Here is a 24248-nt window from a genome sequence, read left to right on the forward strand (position 1 = left end):
CGACTCACCCAATGGCGCGAACGAATTCGATGGCGCGTGCCAGCGTGTCGAGTTTCTCGTGGGTGGAGTCACCTGCCGGATACAGCCGGACGGTGTCCACCCCGGCGTCGCGCCACACCCGCAGGCGGTCACGAACCATCGCCTCCGTGCCGATCAGCGTCGTGCCGAGCACCATCTCGTCGGTGACGAGCGCACTCGCGCCGTCGCGATCACCGGCTTGCCAGCGCTCGCGGATCTCGGCGGCGACGTCGGCCCAGCCTTGCCGGCTGTAGGCGTTGTTGTAGAAGTTGACGCCCGACGATCCCATCCCACCAAGGCTGAAAGCCAGTTCCTTCTTGCGTATTTCGACGTGCGCGGCGACTGCGTCGTCGTCGCGGAGGATCGCCACTTCCGCGCCCTGGCAGACGTCGAGATCCCTGCGGGTACGGCCGGAGCCAGCCAGGCCGGCGTCGAGGTGTGCGAAGTACGCATCGGAGCCCTCCGGCACGAAGCTGGTCCCAAGCCAGCCATCGGCCTCTTGGCCGGTGAGTTCCAGCATCTTGGGCGACATCGACGCGATGTAGATGGGGATGTCGCGATTGGGGGGAAGTGACAAGCGCATCGGACGGCCGTGGCCGCCGGGGCGGGGAATCGTGAATTGGCTGCCGCTGTAATCGATCTTGTCTCCGGCGAACGCTTGGCGGATGACATCGATGGTTTCCCGCATTCGTGTCAGCGGGGCGGCGAAGGGCTGGCCGTGCAGACCTTCGATGACCTGGGGGCCCGACGAGCCGAGTCCGAGCAGAAACCGCCCGTCGGAGATTCGGGCCAGCGTGAGGGCGGTCATCGCAATCGCGACCGGGGTGCGGATGCCGACCTGAAAGATTCCCGATCCCAGCAACAGTCGGTCGGTCCGAGCCGCGAGGAAGCCGAGAACTGACGGGGCGTCGGACCCCCACGCTTCGGCGACCCAGCAGATGTCGAGGCCGAGTTTCTCTGCCTCGACGACGAACTCGCAGGTTTCTTGCCAAGGCTGCTGGCTGGCTTCCACCGTGGTTGCGACGCGCATCATTGGTCCTCGGCCATCGCCTTGATCTGTGCCACCACGCGGGTCATCGACTGCTCGAACTCGCGCATCCGGACGAAGACGATCTTCTGCTCCTTGTCGGGCATCGCGTCGATCGCAAAGCTGAGACCGGAGCGGGCGGGGCCCATCTGCATCCACTGAGTAAGAGAGGTTCCGCCGCGTTCAGGTACGAGGGTGAACCGCCATGTCGCGGTCGGCTCGTCGGGATCTTCTACCGCCCAGGCAAATACGCGATTCGGCTCGCATTCGACGATGTGGCAGAGGGTGGACCATTCGCCAAGGGCATCGTGCTTGCTGTGGCCGCGGAACGTCGCGCCAACCGAGGGCGATCCCTCGTCGCAGACCCATTCGACCGACTGCAGCTCGTCACTGAGCTCGGGCATCAAAGAGATGTCGGCGACCAGGCGCCACACCCGATCTGGTGGCGCGTCGATCCATGTTTGCACTTCCGCAGTCGGCTTGTCCGCGTAGCGCGCGCCGGTCCACTCCATGGTCCGACTCTATAACGAAGTTACCCCACCCTCGCCGGTTTTGGTCGTCGCGTTCGAGCTCAGCTCACCAGTCGTTCGGCGATTCTCGCGTAGACCTCGCCGAGCTTGTGTGCGTCGCGATGTTGTTTGGATGGAAACCACCGGCAGACGTCGACGCAGAGCGACGAGATGGCCATCACGACCTCGTCGACGGTGTCCACGTGGAACTCGGCGGCGGCGACACCGCCGGCGACGATTTCGGTGATGACGTCGGTCACCTGATGACGCAACGGCGCAATCTTGCGGTAGTGGGCAGGCGTCAAGCCATGCAGTTCGTACTGCACCACGCGGGCCTGCTTGTGGTTCTCGGCGTGCCAGGAGGCGAACGCGGCCACCACCGCGCGCAACCGATCGGTGAAGCTCGCCGTGGGGGAGTCGGCCTCGTTCAGCGCGGCCAGCAGGCTGCCGTGGCCTTCGAGGGCGATGGCGTAGAGGAGTTCCTCTTTGGAGCGGTAGTGCGGGTACATGGCCGTCGCGCTCATGTTGAGGCGTTTGGCGATCTGCCGCGTCGAGGTGCCGCCGTAGCCCGACTCCGCGAACGCGTCGATCGCGGCCCGCCGCATGCGCTCCGCCGCCGCGGAATCTGCGCCTCGATCGATGGTCATGACGGTCGGTGATCCTACACGAGTTTGACACCTACCGACGCGAAGTGCATTATTAGCGAGCGCTCATAAAATGAGCGATCGCTAATATCGAATCGGAAGGCCTTTACCGACATGGCTGAGTTCCTCTCGCGCCGCGATGTCGACTTTCTGCTCTATGAGTGGCTTGACGTCGTCGCGTTGACCAAGCACGACCACTTCGCCGAACACTCCCGGGACACGTTCGACGCCGTGCTGGACCTTTCGGCCGATATCGCGACGAAACGCTTTGCGCCACACAACAAGAAGAGTGACCAGAACCAGCCGACGATCGGGCCCGACGGCAAGGTCGTAATCATCGACGAGGTCAAGAGCGCGCTGGACACGTTCACCGAAGCCGGCCTGATGGCGGGCTCCTTCGACGAGGAGATCGGCGGAATGCAGCTGCCGATGGTGATGGCGCAGGCGTCGCTGTCGTTCTTCCGTGCGGCCAACCCGAGCACGACGGCGTATGTGAACCTGACCATCGGCAACGCCAACCTGCTCGCCGAATATGGCACCGAGGAACAGATCGACACCTGGGTACGCCCGATGCTCGAGGGGCGCTACTTCGGCACCATGTGCCTGTCCGAACCGGACGCCGGCTCGTCGTTGGCGGACATCACGACCAAGGCCGTCACCGCGGACGACGGGACCTACCGCGTGACGGGCACGAAGATGTGGATCACCGGCGGCGACCACGAGCTGACCGAGAACATCGTGCACCTCGTGCTCGCGAAGACGCCAGGCGGCGGCCCGGGCGTGAAGGGCATCTCGCTGTTCATCGTCCCGAAGATCCTGCCCGACGGCACTCGCAACGACGTGGCCCTGGTCAGCCTGAACCACAAGATGGGCAACCACGGCACCACCAACGCGTTGCTGAACTTCGGCGACGGCAGCTTCACGGCCGCCGACGAACCCGGCGCCGTCGGCTACCTCGTCGGTGAGGAGCACAAGGGCCTGGCCTACATGTTCCACATGATGAACGAGGCTCGAAACCAGGTGGGCATGCAGGCGATGGCGATCGGGTACGCCGGTTACCTGGCGTCGCTTGCCTACGCCAAGGAACGCACTCAGGGCCGGCCGGTCGATGCCAAGGATCCGAGCCGTCCGCCAGTGGCGCTGATCGAGCACGCCGACGTCAAGCGAATGCTGTTGGCGCAGAAGTCGTATGTGGAGGGCGCGTTGGCGCTCGGGCTGTACTGCGCGACGCTCGTCGACGAGGAGCGCACCACCACGGGCGCCGACCGCGACCGCGCGCATCTGCTGCTGGAGGTCCTCACCCCGATCGCCAAGAGCTGGCCCTCGCAGTGGTGCGTGGAGGCCAACAGCCTGGCCATCCAGGTACACGGTGGGTACGGGTACACCAAGGAATTCGACGTCGAGCAGTACTACCGCGACAACCGGCTCAACGCGATCCACGAGGGCACGCACGGCATTCACGGCCTCGACCTGCTCGGCCGCAAGGTCGTGATGCAGGACGGCGCCGGGTTGACCCTACTTGCCGAGCGGATCAACCAGACCATCGACAAGGCACTGGAGTCCGACGACACCGCGGCGTACGCGAACGACTTGCGCCTCGCCGTGCAGCGGTTGGTCGACGTCACCGCAACCCTCTGGGGAGCAGGCGATGTCGCCACCACCCTGGCCAACTCGACGATCTACCTCGAAGCGGCCGGGCACGTCGTGATGGCATGGATCTGGCTCGAGCAGCTGATCGCCGCCAGTGACCATCACGGCGACTTCTACGACGGAAAGCGCGCGGCAGCGCAGTATTTCTACGCCTACGAGCTACCGAAGGTCGGCCCTCAGTTCGATCTGCTGGCCCGCCTTGACCGCACAACCGTCGAGGCCCAAGCTAGCTGGTTCTGAAAGGAGCGGCGGTTCGGCACGGAGTGCCATTGGACGGCCTCGCGACGGTGCTTGTAACCTCGTTTTACGAGTTCTGGGCCGTCTAGCTGGGAGGTGCGCGGCGCATGCCGAAACCCCGCAAGGAGGCCGTGGCACGGCTGGCGCCGGAGCAGGTCGTGGAGCGATTGGTCGAGGCGGCCACGGCGTTGCTCGCCGAGAAGGGCCCGTCGGAGATAAAGGCCCGATCGGTCGCCGAGGCCGCTCAGGTTTCGACGATGGCGGTGTACTACCACCTCGGCGGACTGCCCGAACTCCTGCAAGCCGTCGTCGACAAGGGGTTCCAGGACCTGGGTCGCGCGTTCCTCGACGCACCGTCAAGCGACGACCCGGTGACCGCGTTGTTCGCGATGGCGTTGGCGCATCGCAGATTCGCGCAGGACAATCCCCACCTCTACGACCTGATGTTCGGATTGTCGACGCGCGGGAGTTATCGGCCGCAACAGACCGCACGCTCCGTCCCGAGCGGACGTTCGGGGGAATTCCAAACGATCTACGCGAGCCTGGTCGAGGCATGCACCCAGTTGGTGAGCAGTGGCCGCATCCGCAGCGACGAACATGCCGAAACCATCGCCCCCCAATTCTGGAGCGCCGTCCACGGATTCATCACGCTCGAACTGGGTGATCACTTCGTCCAGTTCTCGGATCCCGTCCGGCAGGTTCTACAGCCGATGATGGTCAACATCTTCGTCGGACTCGGCGGTGAACCGAACGCCGCCAACGCCTCTCATGCCGCGGCGATCGATGCGATACAGCAGGTGACCAAGGGCTCCGCGTGAGCCTTCACGTCACTGCGCGCCTGAGGTCATCGTCTCGTAGAGGCGCGCGGCGGTTTCGTGCGAGGCCTCGGCGCGCTCCCGTGTATCACCTAGTCCGACCGAGAGATTCACGCCGAGGGGCAGCAATACCTGCCTGACGGTGTCCGGGAATTGCACGAAGTGATCACCGAGTTCGAGGGTGATGAAGCCGTGCACGAAACTCCACAACTGAGCGGCCACCACGTCGGGATCTTGCGGCCTGATCCGTCCGGAGCTCACCAGCCGTGCGCACGCCAGCGCGACATGAGTGAAGACACATTGGAAGGCCGGTGCACCTCCACTCATTCGGACGTCCGGATCGGTCAGCGGTCGGTACGTCGCACGGGTCGATAGTCCGAACATCAAGTCGTAGAGGTGCGGGTTCTCGCGGGCGACCCGAAGGCACACCACTGCCTGGAGGGCCAGATCCGCGATCGGGTCATCCGTCGTGGGCAGTTGGGAAAACGCCGAACTCAAGTGGTCGAATCCGCGGTCGATGACAGCGCGGGTGAGCTCGGGGATCCCCCCGAAGTGGTGGTAGACGGCCATCGTCGAGAGTCCTGCGGCCGACGCCACCGAACGCGCCTTGATTGCCGACGGACCCAGCTCCGCCAGGAGGTCGATGGCGGCCTGAACGAGCCGGTCCGGCACGCCGTCGAGTGTCGAGTGTCCCGACGTGTCCGACGCCATGTTCTCGGTGACTCCGCTCTACGTGACCCTTGCCACAGGTGGGATAACTTGGTTATAGTATCCGCATAACTTCGTTATCGCATAGTCCACTCACGAACTCCACGAAGGCGGCAGCCATGACACATCACCTCGACATCGAGGATCGCGGAACCACCTTGATCGTGCGGGTCGACGGTGGCCCGCACAGCCTGTTCGGCTTCGAAATCGCCAATGAGCTCGACGAATTGGTGGACCGCGTCGGCCGCAACTCAAGCGTCCATGCCGTCGTGTTCACCGGCGCGCGCCCCGGGCGGTTCGTCAGCCATGCCGACGTGCGCTGGCTGCAGGAAGCCGGGGCCGTGAAGCCAAAGCTGGGCCGACGGGGCGCCGCGGCCGCTCTGCGGGTGGCCAGGGGTATCGACCGCGCCGGTATCCCGGGACCTGTGGTGGACAAAACACCACTGAGCGGAGCGGGTCAGCTCGACCGCTTGCATGAGACCTTCTTGAAGATGAACGCCAGCGGCGTGATCTTCGTTGCGGCACTGAACGGTTCCGCCCTGGGCCTGGGAGCCGAATTCGCTTGGGCATGCGATCTGCGCGTCATGGCCGACGGTGACTTCTTCATCGGCCAGCCGGAAGTTCTGCTTGGCATCATGCCGGGGGGCGGCGGCACCCAACGACTCACGCGGCTGATCGGCACCCACAAGTCGTTGGTCGCGATCCTCGAGGGCAAGCCGTTTACACCCGCGCAGGCGCTGGCCAACGGCGCCGTCGACGACGTGGTAGCGCCTGACGAGGTGGTTGTGCGGGCGACGGAGCTGGCCGAGTACTTCGGCAAGCGGACCAAGGGATCGGTCGAAGGCATCAAGAGGGCGGTGTACTTCGGTGGTTCGATGGCGCTGGCCGACGGTTTGCACGTCGAGCGGACCGAGTTCTTCCCAGCGGACCAGTCCCAGGCCGGTCAAGAGCTGATGCGTCAATACCTTTCGGATACCGACGCCACCGGAGAGCTTCCCCTGTACCGCCCGGACACCTACGCGCAGGCGCTCGAAGCGGGCCGGGTGCCTAGGGTCGGTAGCACCAACGGGGCGCTGAAGAAGTGAGCACCGCGCCACCCTTCACCCGTTTCGACGTCACGTTTACTTCTGGCGAAGACCGCTGTGCTGCCTGGCTTTACCTACCCACCGGTGTCACGGCGCCGCCCGTGGTGATCCTCGGCCACGGCCTCGGCGGCATCCGCGAGATGCGCCTGGACGCCTTCGCCGAACGGTTCGCGCAGGCTGGCATCGCGGCCCTGGCCTTCACGTACCGCCACTTCGGCGACAGTGGCGGGCATCCGCGCCAGCTCCTGTCAATCAAGCGGCAGCTCGCCGACTGGGACGCGGCCATCGACTGGGTGAAGCATCGCCCCGATGTCGACGGCACCCGAATTGGCGTCTGGGGCAGCTCCTTCGGTGGCGGCCATGCCATCACCGTGGCGTCCCGTCATCCCGAGCTGAAGGCAGCGGTGGCACAGTGCCCGTTCACCGACGGGGTTGCCTCCGCGCTGGCGCTGGGCCCCGCTGGATCGCTGAAGACCTTGCCCGTCGTCGCGAAGGACCTCGCTTCCATGGTCCTGCGCAGGCCTCCGGTGATGATTCCACTCGCCGGGCCCCCTGGCTCCGTGGCCCTGATGAATGCGCCGGACGCCCTTCCTGGCTACGAGGCGCTGGTGCCGCCGGAGTCGACGTTCCGGAACGAGGTCGCGGCGCGATTCGCTCCCACGGGGACGACGTACCGGCCCGGACGGGCGGCAAGGAAGATCGAGTTCCCAATCCTGTTCTGTGTCAGCAATACCGACAGCGTGACGCCTCCTGCCCAAACCTTGCGATACGCGCGCACCGCCCCCCGTGGCGAGATCAAACGCTACGACGCCGGTCACTTCGACTTCTATCTCGGCGAGCCATTCGAGGCGTTGGTGCGCGATCAAGTCGAGTTCCTCAGCCGTCAACTGCAGCCGGTGGGGGCAGCGCGATGACACTTGCTTCACTACCGGACGCGCGCGCCGAGGCGAACCCCGATGGGCTTGCAGTATCCGATGCGACCGCGTCGTTGACCAACGCTGTCCTGTTGCGGCGGGTGCGGGCCGTGGCCGGTCAGCTCCACGAGCTTGGCATCGGTCCCGGCGACGTCGTTGCGATCAAGTTGCGCAACCGGGTCGAGTTCGTGGTGGTGATGTTCGCGTCGTGGCGGTTGGGTGCCACGGTCACGCCGGTCAACCCGAGCCTCACCGAGGCCGAGGTCGTCCGGCAGCTCGAGGCGGCGAGCGCGCAGGTACTCGTCGCCGAGGACGGCGCGCCCGGTCCCGGCATCGTGCACACCCTGACCGTGAGTGACTTGCGTCAACAAGGTCTCGAGGCCGACTTGTCACCGCACGTCGGTCCGTCGACGCTGGCGCTGTTGATCTTCACCAGCGGTACCACCGGCGTGCCGAAGGGCGTGATGCTCGATCACGCCAACCTCGATGCGATGGCCGACATGGGATGCCAAGCGCTCGGTATCGGGCGTGCGGATCGGTCGCTGCTGATCCTGCCGCTGTTCCACGTCAACGGCATCGTGGTCAGCGTGCTGATGCCGCTGCTGGCCGGCGCGAGTGTCGTCATCGCCGAGCGGTTCGATCCGCAGACGTTCTTCGACACGGTCGAGCACCACCGACCGACGTTCTTCTCTGCGGTGCCCACGATCTACACCCTGCTCGCTGCGTCGCCGGACGACTTTCGCCCCGACATGTCGTCGGTGCGGTTCGGCATCTGTGGTGCGGCTCCTGCCTCCGCGGAATTGTTGCGCCGCTTCGAGGCTCGGTACGGATTCCCCCTCATCGAGGGCTACGGTCTTTCGGAGGCAACGTGTGCGTCCACCATCAACCCGGTCGCCGGCGAACGCCGGACCGGCACGGTGGGGGTCGCGTTCCCGGGTCAGCGCATCCGCATCGTCGACGAAGGCGGTGCCGATGTACCGACCGGCGTCGATGGTGAGGTGATCATCGCCGGCCCCAACGTCATGCGCGGCTATCTGGGCCGCCCCGATGAAACCGCGCGCGTCATCATCGGGGGCTGGTTGCACACCGGCGACGTCGGCCACCTCGACGCCGACGGCTACCTGACATTGGTGGGCCGGTCCAAGGACATGATCATCCGCGGCGGGGAGAACATCTACCCCAAGGAAATCGAGGACGTCCTCACCGAGGACTCCGCTGTGCTGGAGGCGGCCGTGATCGGCGTGCCCGACGACAAATGGGGCGAGACAGTCGCCGCCTACGTGGCACCTCGAGACGGCCGAACCATCGATCCCGAAGCGCTGCAAGCACTGTGCGCGCGCAAGCTCGCCGGCTACAAACGCCCCACGTCGATCACCGTGATGGACGCCATCCCCAAGAACGCCGTCGGCAAGACGGACAAGGCTCCGCTGCGCACAGCACACCCGAGAGGAACATCTTCATGACTTCCCTGCACGACCCGCTGACCCTGCCGTGTGGGCAGGTGTTGCCCAACCGAATCATGAAGGCGGCCTTGAACGAAGGGCTCGCCGACAAGCAGAACTCGCCCGACCGGCGGCTCGAGCGGCTCTACGCCAGCTGGAGCGAAGGCGGGTACGGGCTGATCGTCACGGGCAACGTCATGGTCGATCACACGCAACTCGGCGAGCCGGGCAACGTCGTGATCGAGGACGAACGCAACCTGGACGCCCTATCCCGCTGGGCCAAGGCCACGAAGGACGCCGGTGTTCCGATTTGGGTGCAGCTCAATCACCCGGGGCGCCAGTCCAATCCGCTCGACATCGGGCATACTCCGGTGGCACCCAGCCCCGTGCCGCTGAACTTCCCCGGTGCGGCCACCCCTCGGGAGCTGACATCCGATGAGATCGAAGACATCATCGAGCGTTTCGCCACCGCCGCGTTGGTGTGTGAGACGGCGGGCTTCGACGGTGTGCAGATCCACGGCGCGCACGGATACCTGGTCGCGCAGTTCTTGTCGCCGTTGTCCAACCAGCGCGACGACGAGTGGGGCGGCGACCCGCAGCGGCGGATGCGCTTCGTCCTCGAAGTCGTGCGGCGCATCCGCGCCAGAGTGTCACCGAGCTTTGCCGTGGGCATCAAACTCAACTCGGCCGACTTCCAGCGGGGCGGATTCACCGAAGAGGAATCCCGCGCAGTGGTCGCGGCGTTGGCGAACGAGGGCGTCGACCTGATCGAGGTCAGCGGCGGCAGTTACGAACAACCCGCCATGATGGGCAAGGCCGCCGACAGCACCCGCGCACGAGAGGCCTACTTCTTGGAGTATGCCCGCACCGTGCGCAGCGTGGCCGGTGACATTCCGCTCGCAGTCACCGGCGGGTTCCGGTCCCGGGTCGCCATGAACGACGCGGTGGACAGCGGCGAGTGCGACGTCGTCGGCCTGGGCCGGCCCGCTGCGACCACGACCGACGCCGCCGACGTCATTCTCGCCGGGCGCGCCGAGTCTCTGCCCTCGCATCACGTGCGGGCCGGAATGCGGCGCGTCCTGGGCCGGTTCATGGACCTCAAGTCGGTCGACGGGATTCTCGAAATTTCCTGGCACACCGACCAATTGCATCGCGTCGGCGCGGGCCTCGCACCCGACCTCGGTCGCGGACGGATTGCCACCACGATCGCCATGCTGCGACGCAACGGCACCGTATCGATCGGGCGCAAACGTGGCCTCTAACTATTCGCTCGCCGACAAGGTCGTCTTCATCACCGGTGGCGGTCGCGGCCTTGGCGCCGCAACCGCCACCGCACTGACCCGACGCGGAGCCCGAGTCGTTCTGGCGGACGTCGATCCAGCCGCAGCGCAAGGGGTAGTGGCGACGCTCCCACGCGGCAAAGCGTTGGCGCTGAAATGCGATGTCACCCAGCTGGATTCCCTCCATGAGGCGGTGGCTCGAACACACGAGGAGTTCGGTCGGGTCGACGTCGCGATCGCCAACGCCGGTGTTCTCGGCCGTGGGGGCACGTTCCGCACGCTCACCCCCGACCAAGTGGCGGGTGTCATGTCGGTCAACGTCGCGGGAGTCGTCAATACCGTGGCTGCGACGCTGGAGTCGGTGATCAGCTGCCGTGGCCAGATCGTGCTGATCAGTTCGGTGTTCGCCTACCTCAACGGGGCGGGTGCCATTCCCTACGCGATGAGCAAGGCTGCGGTCGAGCAGCTCGGTCGTGGCCTTCGCGTCGAGCTGGCAAGCCACGGAGCGTCGGCCATGACGGCGTACTTCTCGCTGATCGAGACCGACATGATCCGGCAGGGCATCGACGCCGATCCCCACCTATCGGCTCTGCTGTCGGCGATGCCGAAGTTCATCCTGAAGCGGATCCAACCGACTACGGCGGCCGACGCGATCGTCGACGGGCTGGAACGCAGAAAAGCCTCCATCATGGTTCCCGGTCGCTGGAAGCCGGTCGCCGCGCTTCGAGGCGTGGCGGGGCCGCTCTCCGACGCGAAACTCGCGGGAGACGCGAAGGTTCAGCGCGCCCTCGCCACGCTCGAGAAGCGATAGCGCGGCTGCAAGATGATCACGGGGATCTCCCGCTCGGTCCCACTTTGATACGAGTCGTAGTCGGCGTAGGCGTCCACCAGGCGTGGCCAGAGCCGCGCCCGTTCGCTTGCGTTGGCGACGACGGCTCGAACGGCCCGGTGGTCGGGGCCGATCTGGACGTAGACATCGGGATGTGCCAGCAGGTTTCGGTACCACTGCGGGTTCTCCGTCCGTCCTCCAGCTGACGCAACGACGATCACGTCGTTGCCGTCGGCGATGTAGATCAGCGGTGAGACGAAGGTCTTGCCAGACTTGCGGCCCTGGTGTTCGAGCAGCAGTGTCGGTGCCGGTTTGCGGAATCCGGCGCCGAGTCGCAAGTTGCCGCCGACTCGTCCGCCGGTGCGGCGATAGAACCAAGTGTTCGCCTTGCTGGCGTACCGGGTAACCGCCGTGGCTATCGCCGAATCCAGCAGGGCAGTCTTCTTGGAGGCGGCCATGTGTCACGCCTCCCGGAAGGCGAGGGCTTCGGGGACGAAGCGTTGGAAGATGCCGCCGCGGCCGGCGTCGGGGGAGATGCGCAGGGTGTCTGCCATGATCGCTTCCTTTATATACCGATTGGTTTACTACTGGAGCGACCGTAGCATCTGGCTTTCACGATGTACACCGACCGGTATACCCGTCATTTGCGCGGGCCCCAGGGGCTGTTGCCTTTGATGCAGATGCACTAATGATGATCCAGCATCCATTACCATCACTAATGTGGAGTTGGACGGTCAGCAGCTAGCCGCGTTTGCAGCGGTGGTGGAGCTCGGCAGCTTCGATGCGGCCGCCGAGCGGCTGCACGTCACCCCGTCGGCGATCAGCCAGCGCATCAAGGCGCTCGAACAGCGCGCCGGGCAGGTGCTGGTGATCCGCGGGAAGCCGTGTACTGCAACGGCTGTCGGTGTGCCACTGCTTCGGCTGGCGGCACAGACCGCGCTGCTCGAGTCCGAGGCACTTGCCGAGATGGGTGGTGGTGCCGGGCAAGCCACGCGCATTGCCGTCGCCGTCAACGCGGATTCGATGGCCACCTGGTTCACCGCCGTACTCGGCTCGCTCGACGACATCCTGTTCGACATCCGGATCGAGGACCAGGACCACTCGGCGCGGCTACTGCGCGAGGGCGTCGCGATGGGCGCGGTGACCACTGAACGCGCACCTGTCGCCGGCTGCCGCGTGCTTCCGCTTGGCGTGATGCGCTACGTGCCCGTCGCGAGCGGGTCGTTCGTCGACCGCCATTTCCCCGACGGTTTCATCGCCTCGGCGGCGTCTTCAGCGCCATCGCTGGCGTGGAATCGCGACGATGCGCTGCAGGACCAGTTGGTGCGTAGGGCATTTCGGCGCGACATCGTTCGGCCCGTCCACTACGTGCCCACGGCGGAGGGTTTTGGGGCCGCCGTGCGGGCGGGTTTGGGTTGGGGCATGTACCCGGTGAGTTTGGCCGCCCCGCAGCTGGCCGACGGATCATTCGTGCGGATCTCCGAGGTGCATTTGGACGTGCCGCTGTTCTGGCAGTGCTGGAAACTCGACAGCACGGTGGTGACCCGCATCACCGATGCGGTGCGGACGGCCGCGGCCGCGGAACTCTTTGGGTAGTCGGTACTTTCGTACGCCCGATCAGTCGTGTTTCGCCGCGTAGCGCAGCAGGACCGTGCCACACGAAAAGGTGCGGTTCTCCAACAGTCGCAGCGAGATCCATGAGGGCAGGGATGGGAAGAACGGGATGCCGCCGCCCACGGCGATGGGCGCGACCACGATCCGGTATTCGTCCACCAGTCCGGCCTGCACGATCGGTGCGGCCAGCGTCGCACCGGCCACCTCCAGCCTGCCGTCCGTCTCGGCTTTCAACTTCGTCACCACCTCGACGGGGTCGCCGCGTTCCAGGCGGGAATTGAAGTCGACGGACTCCAGGGTGCGTGAGAACACGACCTTCGGCATGTCGCACCAGACGCGGGCGTAGTCGACGATTATGGGGGTGGCGTCCGGATCCTTGTCAGCGGTCGGCCAGTACGCGGACATCAGTTCGTAGAGCCGCCGACCGTAGAAGGACAGCGCGGTCTCCCGCTCGTAGTCGTTCCAGTACTGATGTAGTTCTTCGCTCGGCTCGGACCAGTCGATGCTGCCTCGCGCGTCGGCGATGTACCCGTCCACCGACACGTTGAAGCCATAGATGAGTGTGCCCATGGAGATCAGACTGCCCCAGAGGGCAAAACTCATCGCGACGCAGTCCCCCTGGCAGTACTCGATCAATGCAAACGCGTCGGCTCAGCCGTCGTAATCGACTGCGACCGCCGGCGTGGTGGGATGGGATTGACACGTCAGGACGAAGCCCGCCTCTAGCTCGGCTGCGTTGAGTGCAAAGTTCTGTTCCATCGATACCGCTCCGATTGTGACCTTGGCCTTGCACGTGCCACATGCGCCGCCCAGACAGGCGTACGGCGCGTCGATGTCGTTTTTGAGTGCCGATTCGAGCACGGTCTCACCCGCCGAGAGTTCGACGGTGTGATCCGCGCCGGACAGCGTGATGGTCACTTCGGCCTTGGGGTAGTCATCGGCGTGCGCGGATTGCTTGGTCCCGCCGAATAATTCGAGATGGATCCGCTCCGCCGGAACCCCGCCAGACGCGAGCCCGTCGCGCATCGTCGTGACGAGATCGGCTGGGCCGCACAGGTACCACCGGTCGATCGAGGTGGAGTCACCGGCGAGCAGCCGTTCAACCATCGCCAGGTCGATGCGGCCACGCAGCGAGGCAGGGTGGTGCGCCTCGGCCGAGCGGATGTGGAAGATGCGCAACCGGTCGGCGTATCGAGCTTCGAGCTCGTCGAGTTCGGTGGCGAACATGGTCGACTCTGCGGTGCGGTTGCCGTAGAAGAGGGTGAATCGGCTCTCGGTCTCGATCTCCATGGTGGTGCGCATGATCGACAGGATGGGCGTGATGCCGCTCCCGGCCGCCACCGCGACATAGTCGCGCCGAGCGAGCGGGTCAAGGGGTGCGCCGAAGCTACCCGTTGGCGTCATCAGCTCCAAGACGTCGCCGGCTCGCAGTGTTTCGACCGCGAAGGTCGAGAAGACGCCACCGTCGATGTGCCGCACGCCAATCGCCAGATCCCCCGATGTGGCCGACGTGCAAATCGAGTAGTTTCGTCGCACTTCCTTCCCGCCGATGCGGTGTTTGACCGTCAGGTGTTGGCCCGCTTGGAACTCGAACTCGCCGTTGAGGTGATCGGGGACGTCGAAGGTGACCTTGACGCTGCCCGGAGTCAAGGCCTCGACGCTCTTGACGGGGATCGGGTAGGTACTGGCATGGCGCGCGGCGGAGCAACGCGGCATTCGAACTGGCAGCAGCGCAGCGAGTTTGCCGTTGAGACGTTTCCACTCGCGGTACTGCGGGGCGTCGAGTTGCTGCCCGAAGACGGTGCTGATCGCCGAATCACGTTCGAGGTAGGCCGCCTCGTTGCGTCGCCAGGCCGCGACGTAGCGGTAGAACGGGATGGACGGGTGTAGGTGGTGGACCAGGTGATAGTTCTGCGACAACAGCAGGGGAGTCAGGATCCACTCCGAGCCGACGCGGTTGCGCGTCGCGCGGTAGCGGTTCTCGCGTTGGGTGTCTTCCAGGTCGTGGTGGGGTAGCCAGTCGAACCACCACGCCAGCACGAACATGGCGACCCGCTCGGGAATCAGGTAGATCAGCGCGAGCGTCCACAGATCTCCGGTGAACGCGGTCGCCACGATCACCGCCACCGAAAGGGTCATCAACGCTGTCGTCTCGACAAGCTCGCCACGAGGGCGCCGACGGACGTTGCGCACCAAGAGACCGATATAGGGCAGATCCATTGCCGGGAAGCGGATGGGCAGCTGCCACCAGGGCGCGGCGCTGACGAAGTGGTCGGGATCGGCGTCGCCATCGTTGGTGTTGCGGTGATGCTCGATGTGGATGAACGCGAACGACTTGAAGGAGATCAGCGGTGAGACGAAGAACATCGCCACGCGGCCGAAGGCAACGTTGACCCACCGATGTGAGCTGATCGAGTAATGCGACGCGTCGTGCAGGACCGTGAACAGGACGAAGATCGCTGCCGCGCTCGCGGCGATGGTGGCGATCGCGGGCAGCGCGTCGGTGAGGGCAGCCCACGTCGATGCGCCGAAGAGCGCAAGCGCGAATATGAAGATGGCGACGATCGGCCAGGACAACGTAGGAACCTGTTCGCCGGGATCAGGCAAGGCATGTGGTGAGGCAGCTGCCGGGGGTTGGGAGTGTTCAGTCGTCGTCGACATCGGAGTCCTCCACGCTTCGGGATGAGATGCCAACGTACGAAGGACCGGTGTCGGTCAACAAGGCCCTCGCAGCCCTCTTCCGTGTGCTGCCGGCACATCCAACTCGGTCGGCCTCCCGCCCCTGAGGCAAGAACTCCGCCACTACCGAGGCTGCCAGCACGTTGCGCAATGGTGAATGGTCAGGTCTACCGGTGTGGTCGTCGTTAGTGTGCAGACATGGACGCGCAAGAGCCGGCCCGCGGCGCGGACGTGGGAAGGGGTTTCGCTGCGTCTCTGCTGGCGAATGTGTCCAGCTTGGCCGAGGACATGCAGATGTACATCGTCGAGCGGATCCCGGAGGTCGGCGGAGATGCCGAGCTTCGCGGCCTGACCCTGGGGTCGTGTTCGTCGAATCTCGAGGCGGTACTTTCGATGTTCCGTCATGGGATTGACGTCGCGGCTGCCCAGGCGCCTGTGACTGCGCTCGAACACGCGCGGGCAATGGCATCGCGAGGGCACAGCGTCGATGTGATGTTGCGGTTCTACCGGTTGGGTCATGAGTACTTCACCGAGAAGCTTTCCGACTGGCTCAGTGACAGGATCGACGACCCCGCTGCGGCGCTGAGAACCTTCGTCGATCTCGAGCGGTACGGGTTTCGATACATCGACCGCATCTCCAGTCTGGTGGCAGCCGAGTACGTCGCCGAGCTCGACCGACGCCAAAACCAGGCAAGAGCCGAGCGCGACGACGTCGTGCGGGCGCTGCTCGCCAGCGAACGCGTCGACCTCGCTCGGGCCGAACGAGTGCTCAGTCACCGGCTCACCGGTCGCCAGATCGGTTTTGTGTGCTGGGCCGCAGACCGTGGCGTCGACCTCGAGGGAGTCGCCAGGCAGGTTGGTCGGCATCTGGGGGTGAGTCATTCACTCGTCGTGGCGGAGGGGCCACTCGCAGTGTGGGGGTGGGCATCGATCACGGGGGACGTGCGGACTTCACTCACGGACCTGGCGACGGAGTTTCCCGGTGAACGCAAGAACGTTCACATCGCGGTGGGCTCGCCGCATCCGGGGGCTGCCGGCTTTCGCACCTCCCACCTCGAGGCTCTGCGCGCGCGCCGGGTCATCGAACTGTCAGGGCGCACGGCGCCGTCCGTCACCGAGTTCAGCGATGTTGCGTTGGTGGATGCCATTTCACGCGACATGGATGCGGCGAGGGCCTTCGTTGCCGCTCAGCTCGGCGATCTCGCACGGGACGACGCGAAGGAGCGCAGCGAGCGCGCCACCCTTTTGGCTGTTCTCGACGCGCAAGGGAGTCTGACGACCGCGGCGCGCACCTTGGGAATTCACAAGAACACGGTCCTGCAAAGGGTGCATCGAGCCGAAGAGCGCATGGGCCGGCCCACGACGAGCAAGGTCGCCGAACTGCACGCCGCCCTGCTCGTGTTGCGACGTCTTGGGGGCATCGGTGTTGCCGGAGTCATCGCCTCACTGAGCCGAGCGCTCGCTGGATTCACCAACTCTTGACGTCGGCCGCGATCGTCTCGGCCAGCTTCGCTGCCGCGGTCGGGTTGACCCGCGCAGTGATCATGACGCCGATTTGGGTGGCAGTCAGGATGTCGGCTTTGGCTTCGCGGTCGTGGACGCTTTCGGCCATCCCGCCCAACGCGTGGAAGATGGCCCCCCGCACGCGGTTACGGTACTCAACTACGACCTGGGCGGCCTCGGCGTCGAGCGCATTCAGCTCCGTTGAGGTGTTGGCCATCAGGCAGCCGTGGGTGAGGATGGACTGCGGCGGACCCGCAAGGTTGGCGGCTTGGGCCAAGAAGTAGCCGACGATCTCCTCGCGGCCGGCTCCGGCGGCCTCCATGGGCGCAAGCAGCGGCCAGATCATTTCGTCCAGGTAGTTCCGAAGCGTGCGGTCGAACAGGCTTCGCTTGCTGCCGTAGGTCAGGTACAGGCTGGAACGGCTGAGTCCAGTCGCCGCCTCCAGGTCCGCCAAGGAGGTTGAGGCGTAGCCGCGCTGCCAAAACAGGTCGCGAGCGGCGCGTACCACGGTCACGTCGTCGAACTGCTTCACCCGGCCCACAACGGCAATGCTACCGGGAAACTTGACTTACTGAACCGATTGATCCAATATCGGTTTTGGGACCGATCGGTTCAGTAACTGCTTGCGAGCCAGCTGGCAGCTACTCAAAATGCATGCCGCGACCGAGGTCGTCGCGGCCACCAGCCTCTGGAGTTGACCGCGATGTCTGTAGAGACCATGTCCACCATCTTCGTCATCGGCGGTACCGGCGCTCAAGGCATGCCGATCGTGCGTGACCTCGTCGCCGACGGTAAGTACTCGGTTCGAGTCCTCACCCGTGACGCCACCTCGTCTCGGGCCAAGGCCCTGCTCGCGCTCGGAAACGTCTCCATCGTCGAAGGTTCGTTCGCGGATGACGACGTCCTGCGCGAGGGGTTCCGTGGATGCGACGGGGCCTTCGTCAACATCGACGGGTTCAACACCGGCGAGAAGACCGAAACCTATTGGGCCATCCGCAGCTACGAGATCGCTCTCGAGGAGGGCATCAAGTTCTTCGTCTACGGAAACCTCGATTACGCGCTCAAGAAATCAGGCTATGACTCCACTTTCCGCACTGGCCACTACGACGGCAAGGGCCGCATGGCCGAATGGATCTTGTCGCAGAACCAATCCAACGGGAACAGGATGGGTGCGGCGATCTTCACGTCGGGACCCTACATCGAAATGGCCATCTCGCCGCTGACGCCCATGACCCCAAGCGTCGAGGACGGTGTGGTCACGTGGCGAGTTCCCTTGGGCCAAGGGGCGGTTCCGCACGTGGCGTTGGACGATTGCGGCTTCTACGTTCGCTGGCTCTTCGACCATCCCCGCCTCGCCAATGGCATGAACCTCGAAACCGCGATCGCCGACATGACCTACACCGACGTCGCAGCGGCATTCGAAAAGGTGACGGGACGTCGCGCCCAGTACATCGACACGGATCTCGAGACCTATTGGGGTGGTTCACTCAACGGGGTGGCGGACCAGCCGGCAGGCTACAACGCCGACCCCAATGACAAGAGCACCATGAGCTTCCGAGACAACTTCACCGGGTTCTGGAACATGTGGAAAGCGCGGTTCATCAGCCGCGACTATGCCCTGCTCGACGAGATCCACCCGAACAGGATAAAGAGCGCCGAGGAGTGGTTCAGACGAGAAGACAAGCTGGGAAGAGAGCTCGGCAAGGGCAGCCTGTGGGAGCGGGTCCAACCGGAGAACTGGAGCCTGGACTCCTCAATCCTCAAGGGCAGTGCGGATTTGAGGACGGGCAAGCTCTAGGCCGAGTTGCGTTCTAGTTGGCGGTCAGCTCGGGCGGCACCGGCAGCGACATGAGTCGAAGCAGCTCAGCGACTTTGGCGTCCAGCTGGGCGCCGACTTCGGCGATGTGGGCGTCGCCGAACGGAGCCAATTTGCTCGACGGTTGATCCATGCTGAGGTGGACGCGGCCGGAGGCGTCTTCGTAGATCGCGATGCGCAGTGGGGCATCCAGCATGATGCCGGGATGGTGACGGAGCATGGTTTCCGCGATCACGTTGTTGCCCATCAAGTACGTGATGCCCGAGTCATGTCACTCGCCCAACGGGATTCGGTGATCGTTGCCATGAATCTCGGGCTGCCGCCCGGACATGGCGTCCAGCAAGATCCGCGCCACGTCATCGGGGCGCTCCATCGAGGAGAAGTGACCGGTTTCCGGCAGAGTGATCCGTTGAACGTTCGTCAATGCACTGGCGACTTGATCTCGCTCGGTGGGCCGAGACCAGTCACGTTCGCTGTACACCAGGGTGACTGGCGCGGAGGCTTGGGGATACCGGCCGCGGGCCCGGTTGAAGCTCTTGAGGCTGCGGTAGATTCCGCGGGCCACTTTCGAGTATCCCTTGCGACGACCGCTTCTCAACAGTTCGTCCAGGAAGTCCTCGGGCAACTTGGCCTTGTCGACGTAGCCACCTTGCATCACTGTCCGCATGATGGGCCGTGGCTCGATCGTGGCGAACACGGACCCTAATCCAGGCATCCGCACACTGGAGACGATGAACCGGGCGAGCCAGTTGCCGCGCTCGAGACCGCTGGGGTAGTCGTAGCTGTTGAACGCTACGACTCGACTCACCCGGTCCTTCAGGTCTATCGATGCGGACAATGCGAGCGCTGCCCCGAGGGATTCACCTGCAAGCGTTGCCTTCTGAAGATCCATTCCACCGACGAATTCAACCAGCGCGGAGCGCAGATCCGACTCCTCGTAAGACGCCCCCGGGACGATGTCGGACCATCCCATCCCTGGAAGGTCCACCGCATAGATCGTGTAGTGGTCCCACAGCAGCGGAATCACACGCTGGAAGTAGTCCAGTTGGGTGCGAACGGTGTGGGTAAGGACCAAGACCGGACCAGCGCCTGCGGTGTAGTAGCGCAGCCGGGAGCCATCGGCCCGAGTGAAGAACCGAACCTCGCCTCGGCCGTTGCTCCACGTGGTGGTGTACGTGGCGTCTGGAAACTCATCACGTGGCATGGTCATCCTCTCGGGCACCGACGGCGCATCTACAGTCTAGACAAGAAAATCAAGTATGACGACAAGTTTATTCCACCGCCGGCTCGATGTGCGCATTCTCAGGCAAGCTGCTCGACCTGGGTCTGCCGGATACCGACCGGTGGCGAATTAGTAATTCGTCAGCTAGTTGCGCGAAACAACCGGCAGCGGAAGGTGTTTCGGGCGCGCAGGCAGTCGCCGGAGCGCTGTATGGGCTTGAATGGCATGCGGCATCAAGAAGCCTTCGATAATGCCACGAAGGTGTTCGTGCTCGTCGTGGGCAGTGTAGCCATCGAGCCATGTTCTACACAGCTGCACGACCTGTGGACGCAACGGGATGCGCTTGGCAGCAAGAAGATTGACGAGGCTGCGGATCGCTGCGAACGTGTCGCCAGCGCCGACGGTCACAAACACGAAATTGCGTTCACCGACGCTCATGTGTGGCTTGGCGGCCTCGATGAGTGCCCACGCCAGGTACGTTTCTCGTTCGTTTTGCACTGCGGTCACCGAGGCTCTGTCGTCTCACGGTGGCGGTCGGTCAGGACTGGGGCAGTCGCGTGGGGGCAGAATTGCATCAGCTTCGCCCTCGCCGCCTGACCTCTGCGACGAACCGATTCCCGAGGTGGTCCACAACGTCCCAGGAGTACGGGCCGCGCTTTTGCGTCACGCCCAAACTGTGGACCGCACGGCGCGCGTCGGCCTCCGAGCGGATGTCGGCCAGTCGTCGGCCGTCATTGGTGATGACAATCCACATCGGTGCACCTCAATCAGTCCCTGCTAAGGACTTCGTCGTTTCGCGCGTACTGCGGCGACACAAGCCCACGGTAGGGGCCAACGTCTACTGTGAAATAGAACACATGCGCCCGGCGGTGGTATCCAAGCGCCAAGCGGTAGCTACAGGCGCCGACTCGCGCGCAAGTGCCGGGTGTTAGCCGCCCGTCGGGCTGCGGTCAGGCTTGCCAACGCGGGCCCTTGTGATCACACCTTCTCCCAGAAGTGGTTCAGCGCGGCCGCGCCGCGCGCCGGGTCCTGCGTCATCCACCAGTGCCCGAGACCATGGAGGACCTCGATGCGGGCTCCACTGCGGGCGGCTGCCCTCTGCGCATCGCCGACGGGACCGGCCATGTGGTCCTCGGTGGGTATCAACGCCAGCCCGGGAACCGCGGCGGCCTTCTCCAGATCCGCGCCAAGCTTCACCATCGCCGGCTGGACGGCCGACCGGTAGAGCCGCAGGATCGAATCGGCCATCACCTCGTCGAACCCGACTGCGACGTGCTGCGCTACCCGTGGGTCCATCCCTACCGCGCTCAGCTGCGCTGCGAACGCCTCGGGTCCGACCGCCAGCCAACCTGCAAGTAGTTCCTCGCCGTCGCCCTCCTGTTGCCACGTCTGCGCCCGCGCGTGCCAGGCATAGTCCTGGTCGAGCAGCCCGGGAACATCGGAAACCCAGGTGCGCAATAAATCCGGGCGCGTCATGGCGACGTTCAGGGCTTGCACGCCGCCCCAGTCATGTCCCACGAGGTCGACGGGCCCGTCGGCAGCCACGATTGGCTGCAGCTCGCCGATCAGCCAGTCCAGATATTCGCGGACGGTCGCACCGAAGCCGACTGGAACCGGGGCACCAAAGCCGGGGGGAGTCAACCGCATGATCGGGCCGCGCGACAGATGAGGGACGAGCAGGTCCCACACCGAAGACGTCTCGGGGACTCCATGTACCAGCACGATGGTCATCAGGTGAGTATAGTCAACGATACTCAGAGGTATTCGGTGTGGGATACCGATGAGACGCAGCCGGGGACCGTCATCGGCTGCCGCGCAACACCATTCAAGCCCTGACCATCTTCAGGTTGGGGCGAGTCCCGTGGGCTTCGCGGTAGTCGCCCGGCGACGACGACAAGTGTCGCCGGAATTCTCGACCGAGGTGGCTGGCATCGCAGAATCCCCAGCGGTGCGCGATCGCGGCGATCGAGAGGTTCGTGTTGACGAGATCGGCTCTGGCGGCGGCCAGGCGGTGCTTTCGGACGATGGATCCGACGGTGTCGCCGGTTGCTTCGAATGCGCGGTGAACGGTTCTGGGCGCAACGTTGTGTGCCGCAGCCAGATCCTGGACCTTGACGGCGCCGGCTGAGAGGTGGTCCACGATCCAGGTCTCCAGCTGTCGCCGCAGCAGCGGCTGGAGGTCGCCGTCGCCCAGATCCGAGTACTCACTTGCGCGGATCATCCCGGCGATCAGGGTGAGTAGGGCGGTGCGAGCCGCCTCGATCTCCGTCGATGACATGCGGCCGTATTGATGGTCGATGCCGATGAGGAAATCCTGGAAGATCCCGGCGAGTGGGCTCTGCGCCGTCTCCATGAGGAGGCAACTGGGTACATGGCTCCCCGTGTCGAAGGAGGAAAGCGCTGCCATGGGCACTTTGATCGTTTGTTTCGTCAGGTGATGCGGGATCACGAATCGCCACGGGACGCGGGTACTGGTGATGAGAACCGCTCCGGGTCGAAGCACGACGGTCCGGTCGACGCATTCGATGATTTGTTCGCCTGCGGAGGCTGTGAAGAGCAGCAATGCATCATCGTCGCGACGCACGAAATTGTTGCCCCGAACTCCCTCGATCTGGGGACACTCCCAATCGGTGATGAGCAGGTCGCCGAGGTCGCGGATCCTGAAGGAGCCAAAGTTCGACACCCATTCCTTGCGCCGCACGTCCATACCGGCAATGCGGTCAAGAACGGCGGCCCGCCAATGAAAGTCCTGCTCTTCGGGCGGCGCTCCCTCACGAGTGGGCAAGGTCGTTTGCGCTGGTGTCACGGACTGCCGCCTCCCGAGTGCTGCTCCTGATCTGGCTGGGCGTCGTCGCATCGGCCGGCTTTGCGAGTCGGCCTCGACGGGGTCTCAGATGCTGTAGTTTGCCCGGATACATCAGTCATTACTTGTCCTCAGACGACAAGGATTTGTCTTGCGAGACACCGAGGTGCCCATCCGGGCGACTACGCTCCGAGGGTTTGCCGCTCTCGTAAGCGCCTTGGGTGGCCCTGGCCCAGAACTTCTTGCCGCAACCGGCTTGGACGAGGACGAGATCGCCCGGCGTGACACGTTTGTCACTGTTCGGCTCCTCGAGCGCCTCCTCGAGGACGCTGCTTCTGAACTCGGGGTCCCCGACTTCGGTTTGCGTATGGCGGCACAGCAGGAGCTGCACTTCTTGGGTCCTGTTGCGATTGCAATGGAAAACTCTCAAACGATCGGCGAGGCCGTCGACTGTGCGAAACGCTATTTGTTCGTTCACAGCCCGGCCATGTCCCTCGAGCCGATCGACGATCCGTCAGGAGATGCGGAGGTGATCGGGCTTCGCTTCCAGCTGTCGACGCCGAACGCCTCGCCTCAAACCACCGACTACGGCATCGGGATCGTGCATCGCGTCATGGTTCTGATAAACGGTGGCGGGCCGTACGGGCTGCGATCGGTGCAACTTCCTCATCCTCGGCTGGCATCCGAGGCCGTCTACAGGGACTTCTTCGGGGCGCAGGTGAGGTTCGGTGCCGCGAGCGCCGTTCTCCGAATACCGCGTCGGTTGCTCGCGGAGCCCGTCACCGGAGGCAGCGAGTTGCTTCGGGACATTGCGATCGACTACCTGGAGACACACTTCGGTCACAAGCAATTACCGGTCTCCGAAGTAGTGGCAGAGATCGTCGCCGACAACCTTGCCTACGAGAGCCCCGATCTGGCCAAGGTTGCGCGTCTGTTGAATCTCCATCCGCGTAGCCTGCAGCGACTCCTGTCCAGAGAGGGCAGAACGTTCCACGAGATCATCGATGAGGTTCGGCAGACGCAGACCTTGAATCTGATAACCAAGACCGACCTGTCGTTCTCGCAGATCGCGTCGCGGGTGGGGCTGCGTGAACAATCGAGCCTCGGACGTGCGGTGCACAGATGGTTCGATACGTCGCCTTCGCAGCTTCGTAGCGCTGCTGCCAATCCCAGCGATTGATGGTTTGGCGAACACAACTTCGACGATGCCCTGGTTAATGGCGCGGGATTTGCCCGACCCCGATTCGGGGCGGTCACTCTCAGTCGTCGTTGAGATGACTTGCTACGCACAGGGTTTGGCATAGCGGTATCGGTTCATCGTCGCTGGGTGTCTGACTACATGGGGCGCGCAGGCGAATTGCCGCTCGCCGCGCATACCGCGGCACTCCTGTACCGGGACGTGGCGCGACGGTTCTATGAGACGACGCGCACACCTTCCTACCGTTGTCGCCGA

24 protein-coding genes are annotated in these 24248 nt (G+C 64.5%); 11 read left to right on the top strand and 13 right to left on the bottom strand.

Features of this window, described 5'->3' with window-relative positions; all coding sequences use genetic code 11:
- Nucleotides 1-4: 4 nt before the first annotated feature.
- Genes N536_RS0101515 through N536_RS0101525 form a run of 3 tightly spaced genes read right to left on the bottom strand, consistent with a single transcriptional unit; the run spans nucleotide 5 to nucleotide 2201 of the window.
- Nucleotides 5-1048 (bottom strand): LLM class flavin-dependent oxidoreductase, encoded by a 1044-nt coding sequence (locus N536_RS0101515; protein ID WP_029111994.1) that lies wholly within the window; start codon nucleotides 1046-1048, stop codon nucleotides 5-7.
- The gene (locus N536_RS0101520) at nucleotides 1048-1557 is read right to left on the bottom strand and encodes an SRPBCC family protein (protein WP_029111995.1); all 510 of its coding nucleotides are present in this window, start codon (nucleotides 1555-1557) and stop codon (nucleotides 1048-1050) included. Before N536_RS0101520 ends, N536_RS0101515 begins: the two co-directional genes overlap by 1 nt.
- Before the next feature lie 59 nt (nucleotides 1558-1616).
- The gene (locus N536_RS0101525; RefSeq protein ID WP_029111996.1) at nucleotides 1617-2201 is read right to left on the bottom strand and encodes a TetR/AcrR family transcriptional regulator; all 585 of its coding nucleotides are present in this window, start codon (nucleotides 2199-2201) and stop codon (nucleotides 1617-1619) included.
- A gap of 111 nt (nucleotides 2202-2312) precedes the next feature.
- On the opposite strand from N536_RS0101525, the gene N536_RS0101530 reads away from it, so the two are divergent.
- Entirely contained in the window at nucleotides 2313-4088 is a 1776-nt protein-coding gene (locus tag N536_RS0101530; RefSeq protein ID WP_029111997.1) for an acyl-CoA dehydrogenase, read from the top strand.
- Nucleotides 4089-4192: 104 nt separating this feature from the next.
- Nucleotides 4193-4903 carry a TetR/AcrR family transcriptional regulator gene (locus N536_RS0101535; RefSeq protein WP_029111998.1) on the top strand — a complete coding sequence of 237 codons (711 nt, stop codon included), beginning with the start codon at nucleotides 4193-4195 and terminating at the stop codon, nucleotides 4901-4903.
- A 9-nt stretch (nucleotides 4904-4912) separates the two neighbouring features.
- Here N536_RS0101535 and N536_RS0101540 read toward each other — a convergent pair whose 3' ends face one another.
- A complete protein-coding gene (locus N536_RS0101540; protein ID WP_029111999.1) occupies nucleotides 4913-5611 on the bottom strand; it encodes a TetR/AcrR family transcriptional regulator in 699 nt (232 codons plus the stop codon).
- A gap of 116 nt (nucleotides 5612-5727) precedes the next feature.
- Between N536_RS0101540 and N536_RS0101545 the strand changes: the two genes are divergently transcribed.
- From N536_RS0101545 to N536_RS0101565, 5 genes are read left to right on the top strand one after another with little or no spacing between them, the layout of a single operon-like run.
- Nucleotides 5728-6693 carry an enoyl-CoA hydratase/isomerase family protein gene (locus N536_RS0101545; protein ID WP_029112000.1) on the top strand — a complete coding sequence of 322 codons (966 nt, stop codon included), beginning with the start codon at nucleotides 5728-5730 and terminating at the stop codon, nucleotides 6691-6693.
- Nucleotides 6690-7607 carry an alpha/beta hydrolase gene (locus tag N536_RS0101550; protein ID WP_029112001.1) on the top strand — a complete coding sequence of 306 codons (918 nt, stop codon included), beginning with the start codon at nucleotides 6690-6692 and terminating at the stop codon, nucleotides 7605-7607. The genes N536_RS0101545 and N536_RS0101550 overlap by 4 nt, the downstream gene beginning before the upstream one ends.
- Nucleotides 7604-9070, top strand: coding sequence for a class I adenylate-forming enzyme family protein (locus tag N536_RS0101555; protein WP_029112002.1), 1467 nt, complete (start codon nucleotides 7604-7606; stop codon nucleotides 9068-9070). The genes N536_RS0101550 and N536_RS0101555 overlap by 4 nt, the downstream gene beginning before the upstream one ends.
- Nucleotides 9067-10311, top strand: coding sequence for an NADH:flavin oxidoreductase/NADH oxidase family protein (locus tag N536_RS0101560; protein ID WP_029112003.1), 1245 nt, complete (start codon nucleotides 9067-9069; stop codon nucleotides 10309-10311). The genes N536_RS0101555 and N536_RS0101560 overlap by 4 nt, the downstream gene beginning before the upstream one ends.
- A complete protein-coding gene (locus N536_RS0101565) occupies nucleotides 10301-11140 on the top strand; it encodes an SDR family NAD(P)-dependent oxidoreductase (RefSeq protein WP_029112004.1) in 840 nt (279 codons plus the stop codon). Before N536_RS0101560 ends, N536_RS0101565 begins: the two co-directional genes overlap by 11 nt.
- Here the strand turns inward: N536_RS0101565 and N536_RS0101570 are convergent.
- Entirely contained in the window at nucleotides 11107-11616 is a 510-nt protein-coding gene (locus N536_RS0101570; RefSeq protein ID WP_029112005.1) for a nitroreductase family deazaflavin-dependent oxidoreductase, read from the bottom strand. The two genes, N536_RS0101565 and N536_RS0101570, sit on opposite strands and share 34 nt — an antisense overlap.
- A gap of 262 nt (nucleotides 11617-11878) precedes the next feature.
- Between N536_RS0101570 and N536_RS0101580 the strand changes: the two genes are divergently transcribed.
- Entirely contained in the window at nucleotides 11879-12754 is an 876-nt protein-coding gene (locus N536_RS0101580; protein WP_036434960.1) for a LysR family transcriptional regulator ArgP, read from the top strand.
- Nucleotides 12755-12775: 21 nt separating this feature from the next.
- On the opposite strand, the gene N536_RS0101585 is transcribed toward N536_RS0101580, so the two are convergent.
- Together N536_RS0101585 and N536_RS0101590 are read right to left on the bottom strand one after the other, a co-directional pair.
- The gene (locus N536_RS0101585; protein WP_029112007.1) at nucleotides 12776-13342 is read right to left on the bottom strand and encodes a dihydrofolate reductase family protein; all 567 of its coding nucleotides are present in this window, start codon (nucleotides 13340-13342) and stop codon (nucleotides 12776-12778) included.
- 81 nt (nucleotides 13343-13423) lie between these two features.
- A complete protein-coding gene (locus tag N536_RS0101590; protein WP_029112008.1) occupies nucleotides 13424-15433 on the bottom strand; it encodes a fatty acid desaturase in 2010 nt (669 codons plus the stop codon).
- Nucleotides 15434-15649: 216 nt separating this feature from the next.
- On the opposite strand from N536_RS0101590, the gene N536_RS37075 reads away from it, so the two are divergent.
- Nucleotides 15650-16933, top strand: a complete 1284-nt coding sequence (locus tag N536_RS37075) for a CdaR family transcriptional regulator (protein WP_231514378.1) — start codon at nucleotides 15650-15652, stop codon at nucleotides 16931-16933.
- Here the strand turns inward: N536_RS37075 and N536_RS0101600 are convergent.
- Complete coding sequence (locus tag N536_RS0101600) at nucleotides 16920-17495, bottom strand: TetR/AcrR family transcriptional regulator (RefSeq protein WP_029112009.1); 576 nt, start codon at nucleotides 17493-17495, stop codon at nucleotides 16920-16922. The two genes, N536_RS37075 and N536_RS0101600, sit on opposite strands and share 14 nt — an antisense overlap.
- A gap of 162 nt (nucleotides 17496-17657) precedes the next feature.
- Here N536_RS0101600 and N536_RS0101605 point away from each other — a divergent pair, with 162 nt between their 5' ends.
- Nucleotides 17658-18752, top strand: coding sequence for an NmrA family NAD(P)-binding protein (locus N536_RS0101605; protein ID WP_029112010.1), 1095 nt, complete (start codon nucleotides 17658-17660; stop codon nucleotides 18750-18752).
- A 13-nt stretch (nucleotides 18753-18765) separates the two neighbouring features.
- Here the strand turns inward: N536_RS0101605 and N536_RS37080 are convergent, their stop codons facing one another.
- The 5 genes from N536_RS37080 to N536_RS0101635 form a co-directional block, all read right to left on the bottom strand.
- Entirely contained in the window at nucleotides 18766-19017 is a 252-nt protein-coding gene (locus N536_RS37080; RefSeq protein WP_081808998.1) for a DUF302 domain-containing protein, read from the bottom strand.
- 24 nt (nucleotides 19018-19041) lie between these two features.
- Nucleotides 19042-19974, bottom strand: a complete 933-nt coding sequence (locus N536_RS37085) for an alpha/beta fold hydrolase (protein WP_051574222.1) — start codon at nucleotides 19972-19974, stop codon at nucleotides 19042-19044.
- Nucleotides 19975-20136: 162 nt separating this feature from the next.
- The gene (locus N536_RS37090; RefSeq protein ID WP_051574146.1) at nucleotides 20137-20499 is read right to left on the bottom strand and encodes a hypothetical protein; all 363 of its coding nucleotides are present in this window, start codon (nucleotides 20497-20499) and stop codon (nucleotides 20137-20139) included.
- A gap of 471 nt (nucleotides 20500-20970) precedes the next feature.
- Entirely contained in the window at nucleotides 20971-21723 is a 753-nt protein-coding gene (locus N536_RS0101630) for an alpha/beta fold hydrolase (protein WP_029112012.1), read from the bottom strand.
- 94 nt (nucleotides 21724-21817) lie between these two features.
- The gene (locus N536_RS0101635; protein WP_029112013.1) at nucleotides 21818-22798 is read right to left on the bottom strand and encodes an AraC family transcriptional regulator; all 981 of its coding nucleotides are present in this window, start codon (nucleotides 22796-22798) and stop codon (nucleotides 21818-21820) included.
- Nucleotides 22799-22961: 163 nt separating this feature from the next.
- On the opposite strand from N536_RS0101635, the gene N536_RS0101640 reads away from it, so the two are divergent.
- A complete protein-coding gene (locus N536_RS0101640; RefSeq protein ID WP_036434961.1) occupies nucleotides 22962-23975 on the top strand; it encodes an AraC family transcriptional regulator in 1014 nt (337 codons plus the stop codon).
- Nucleotides 23976-24248: the final 273 nt, after the last annotated feature.

Origin of the sequence: Mycobacterium sp. URHB0044, from assembly GCF_000620625.1 — a bacterium.
Lineage (GTDB): Bacteria > Actinomycetota > Actinomycetes > Mycobacteriales > Mycobacteriaceae > Mycobacterium.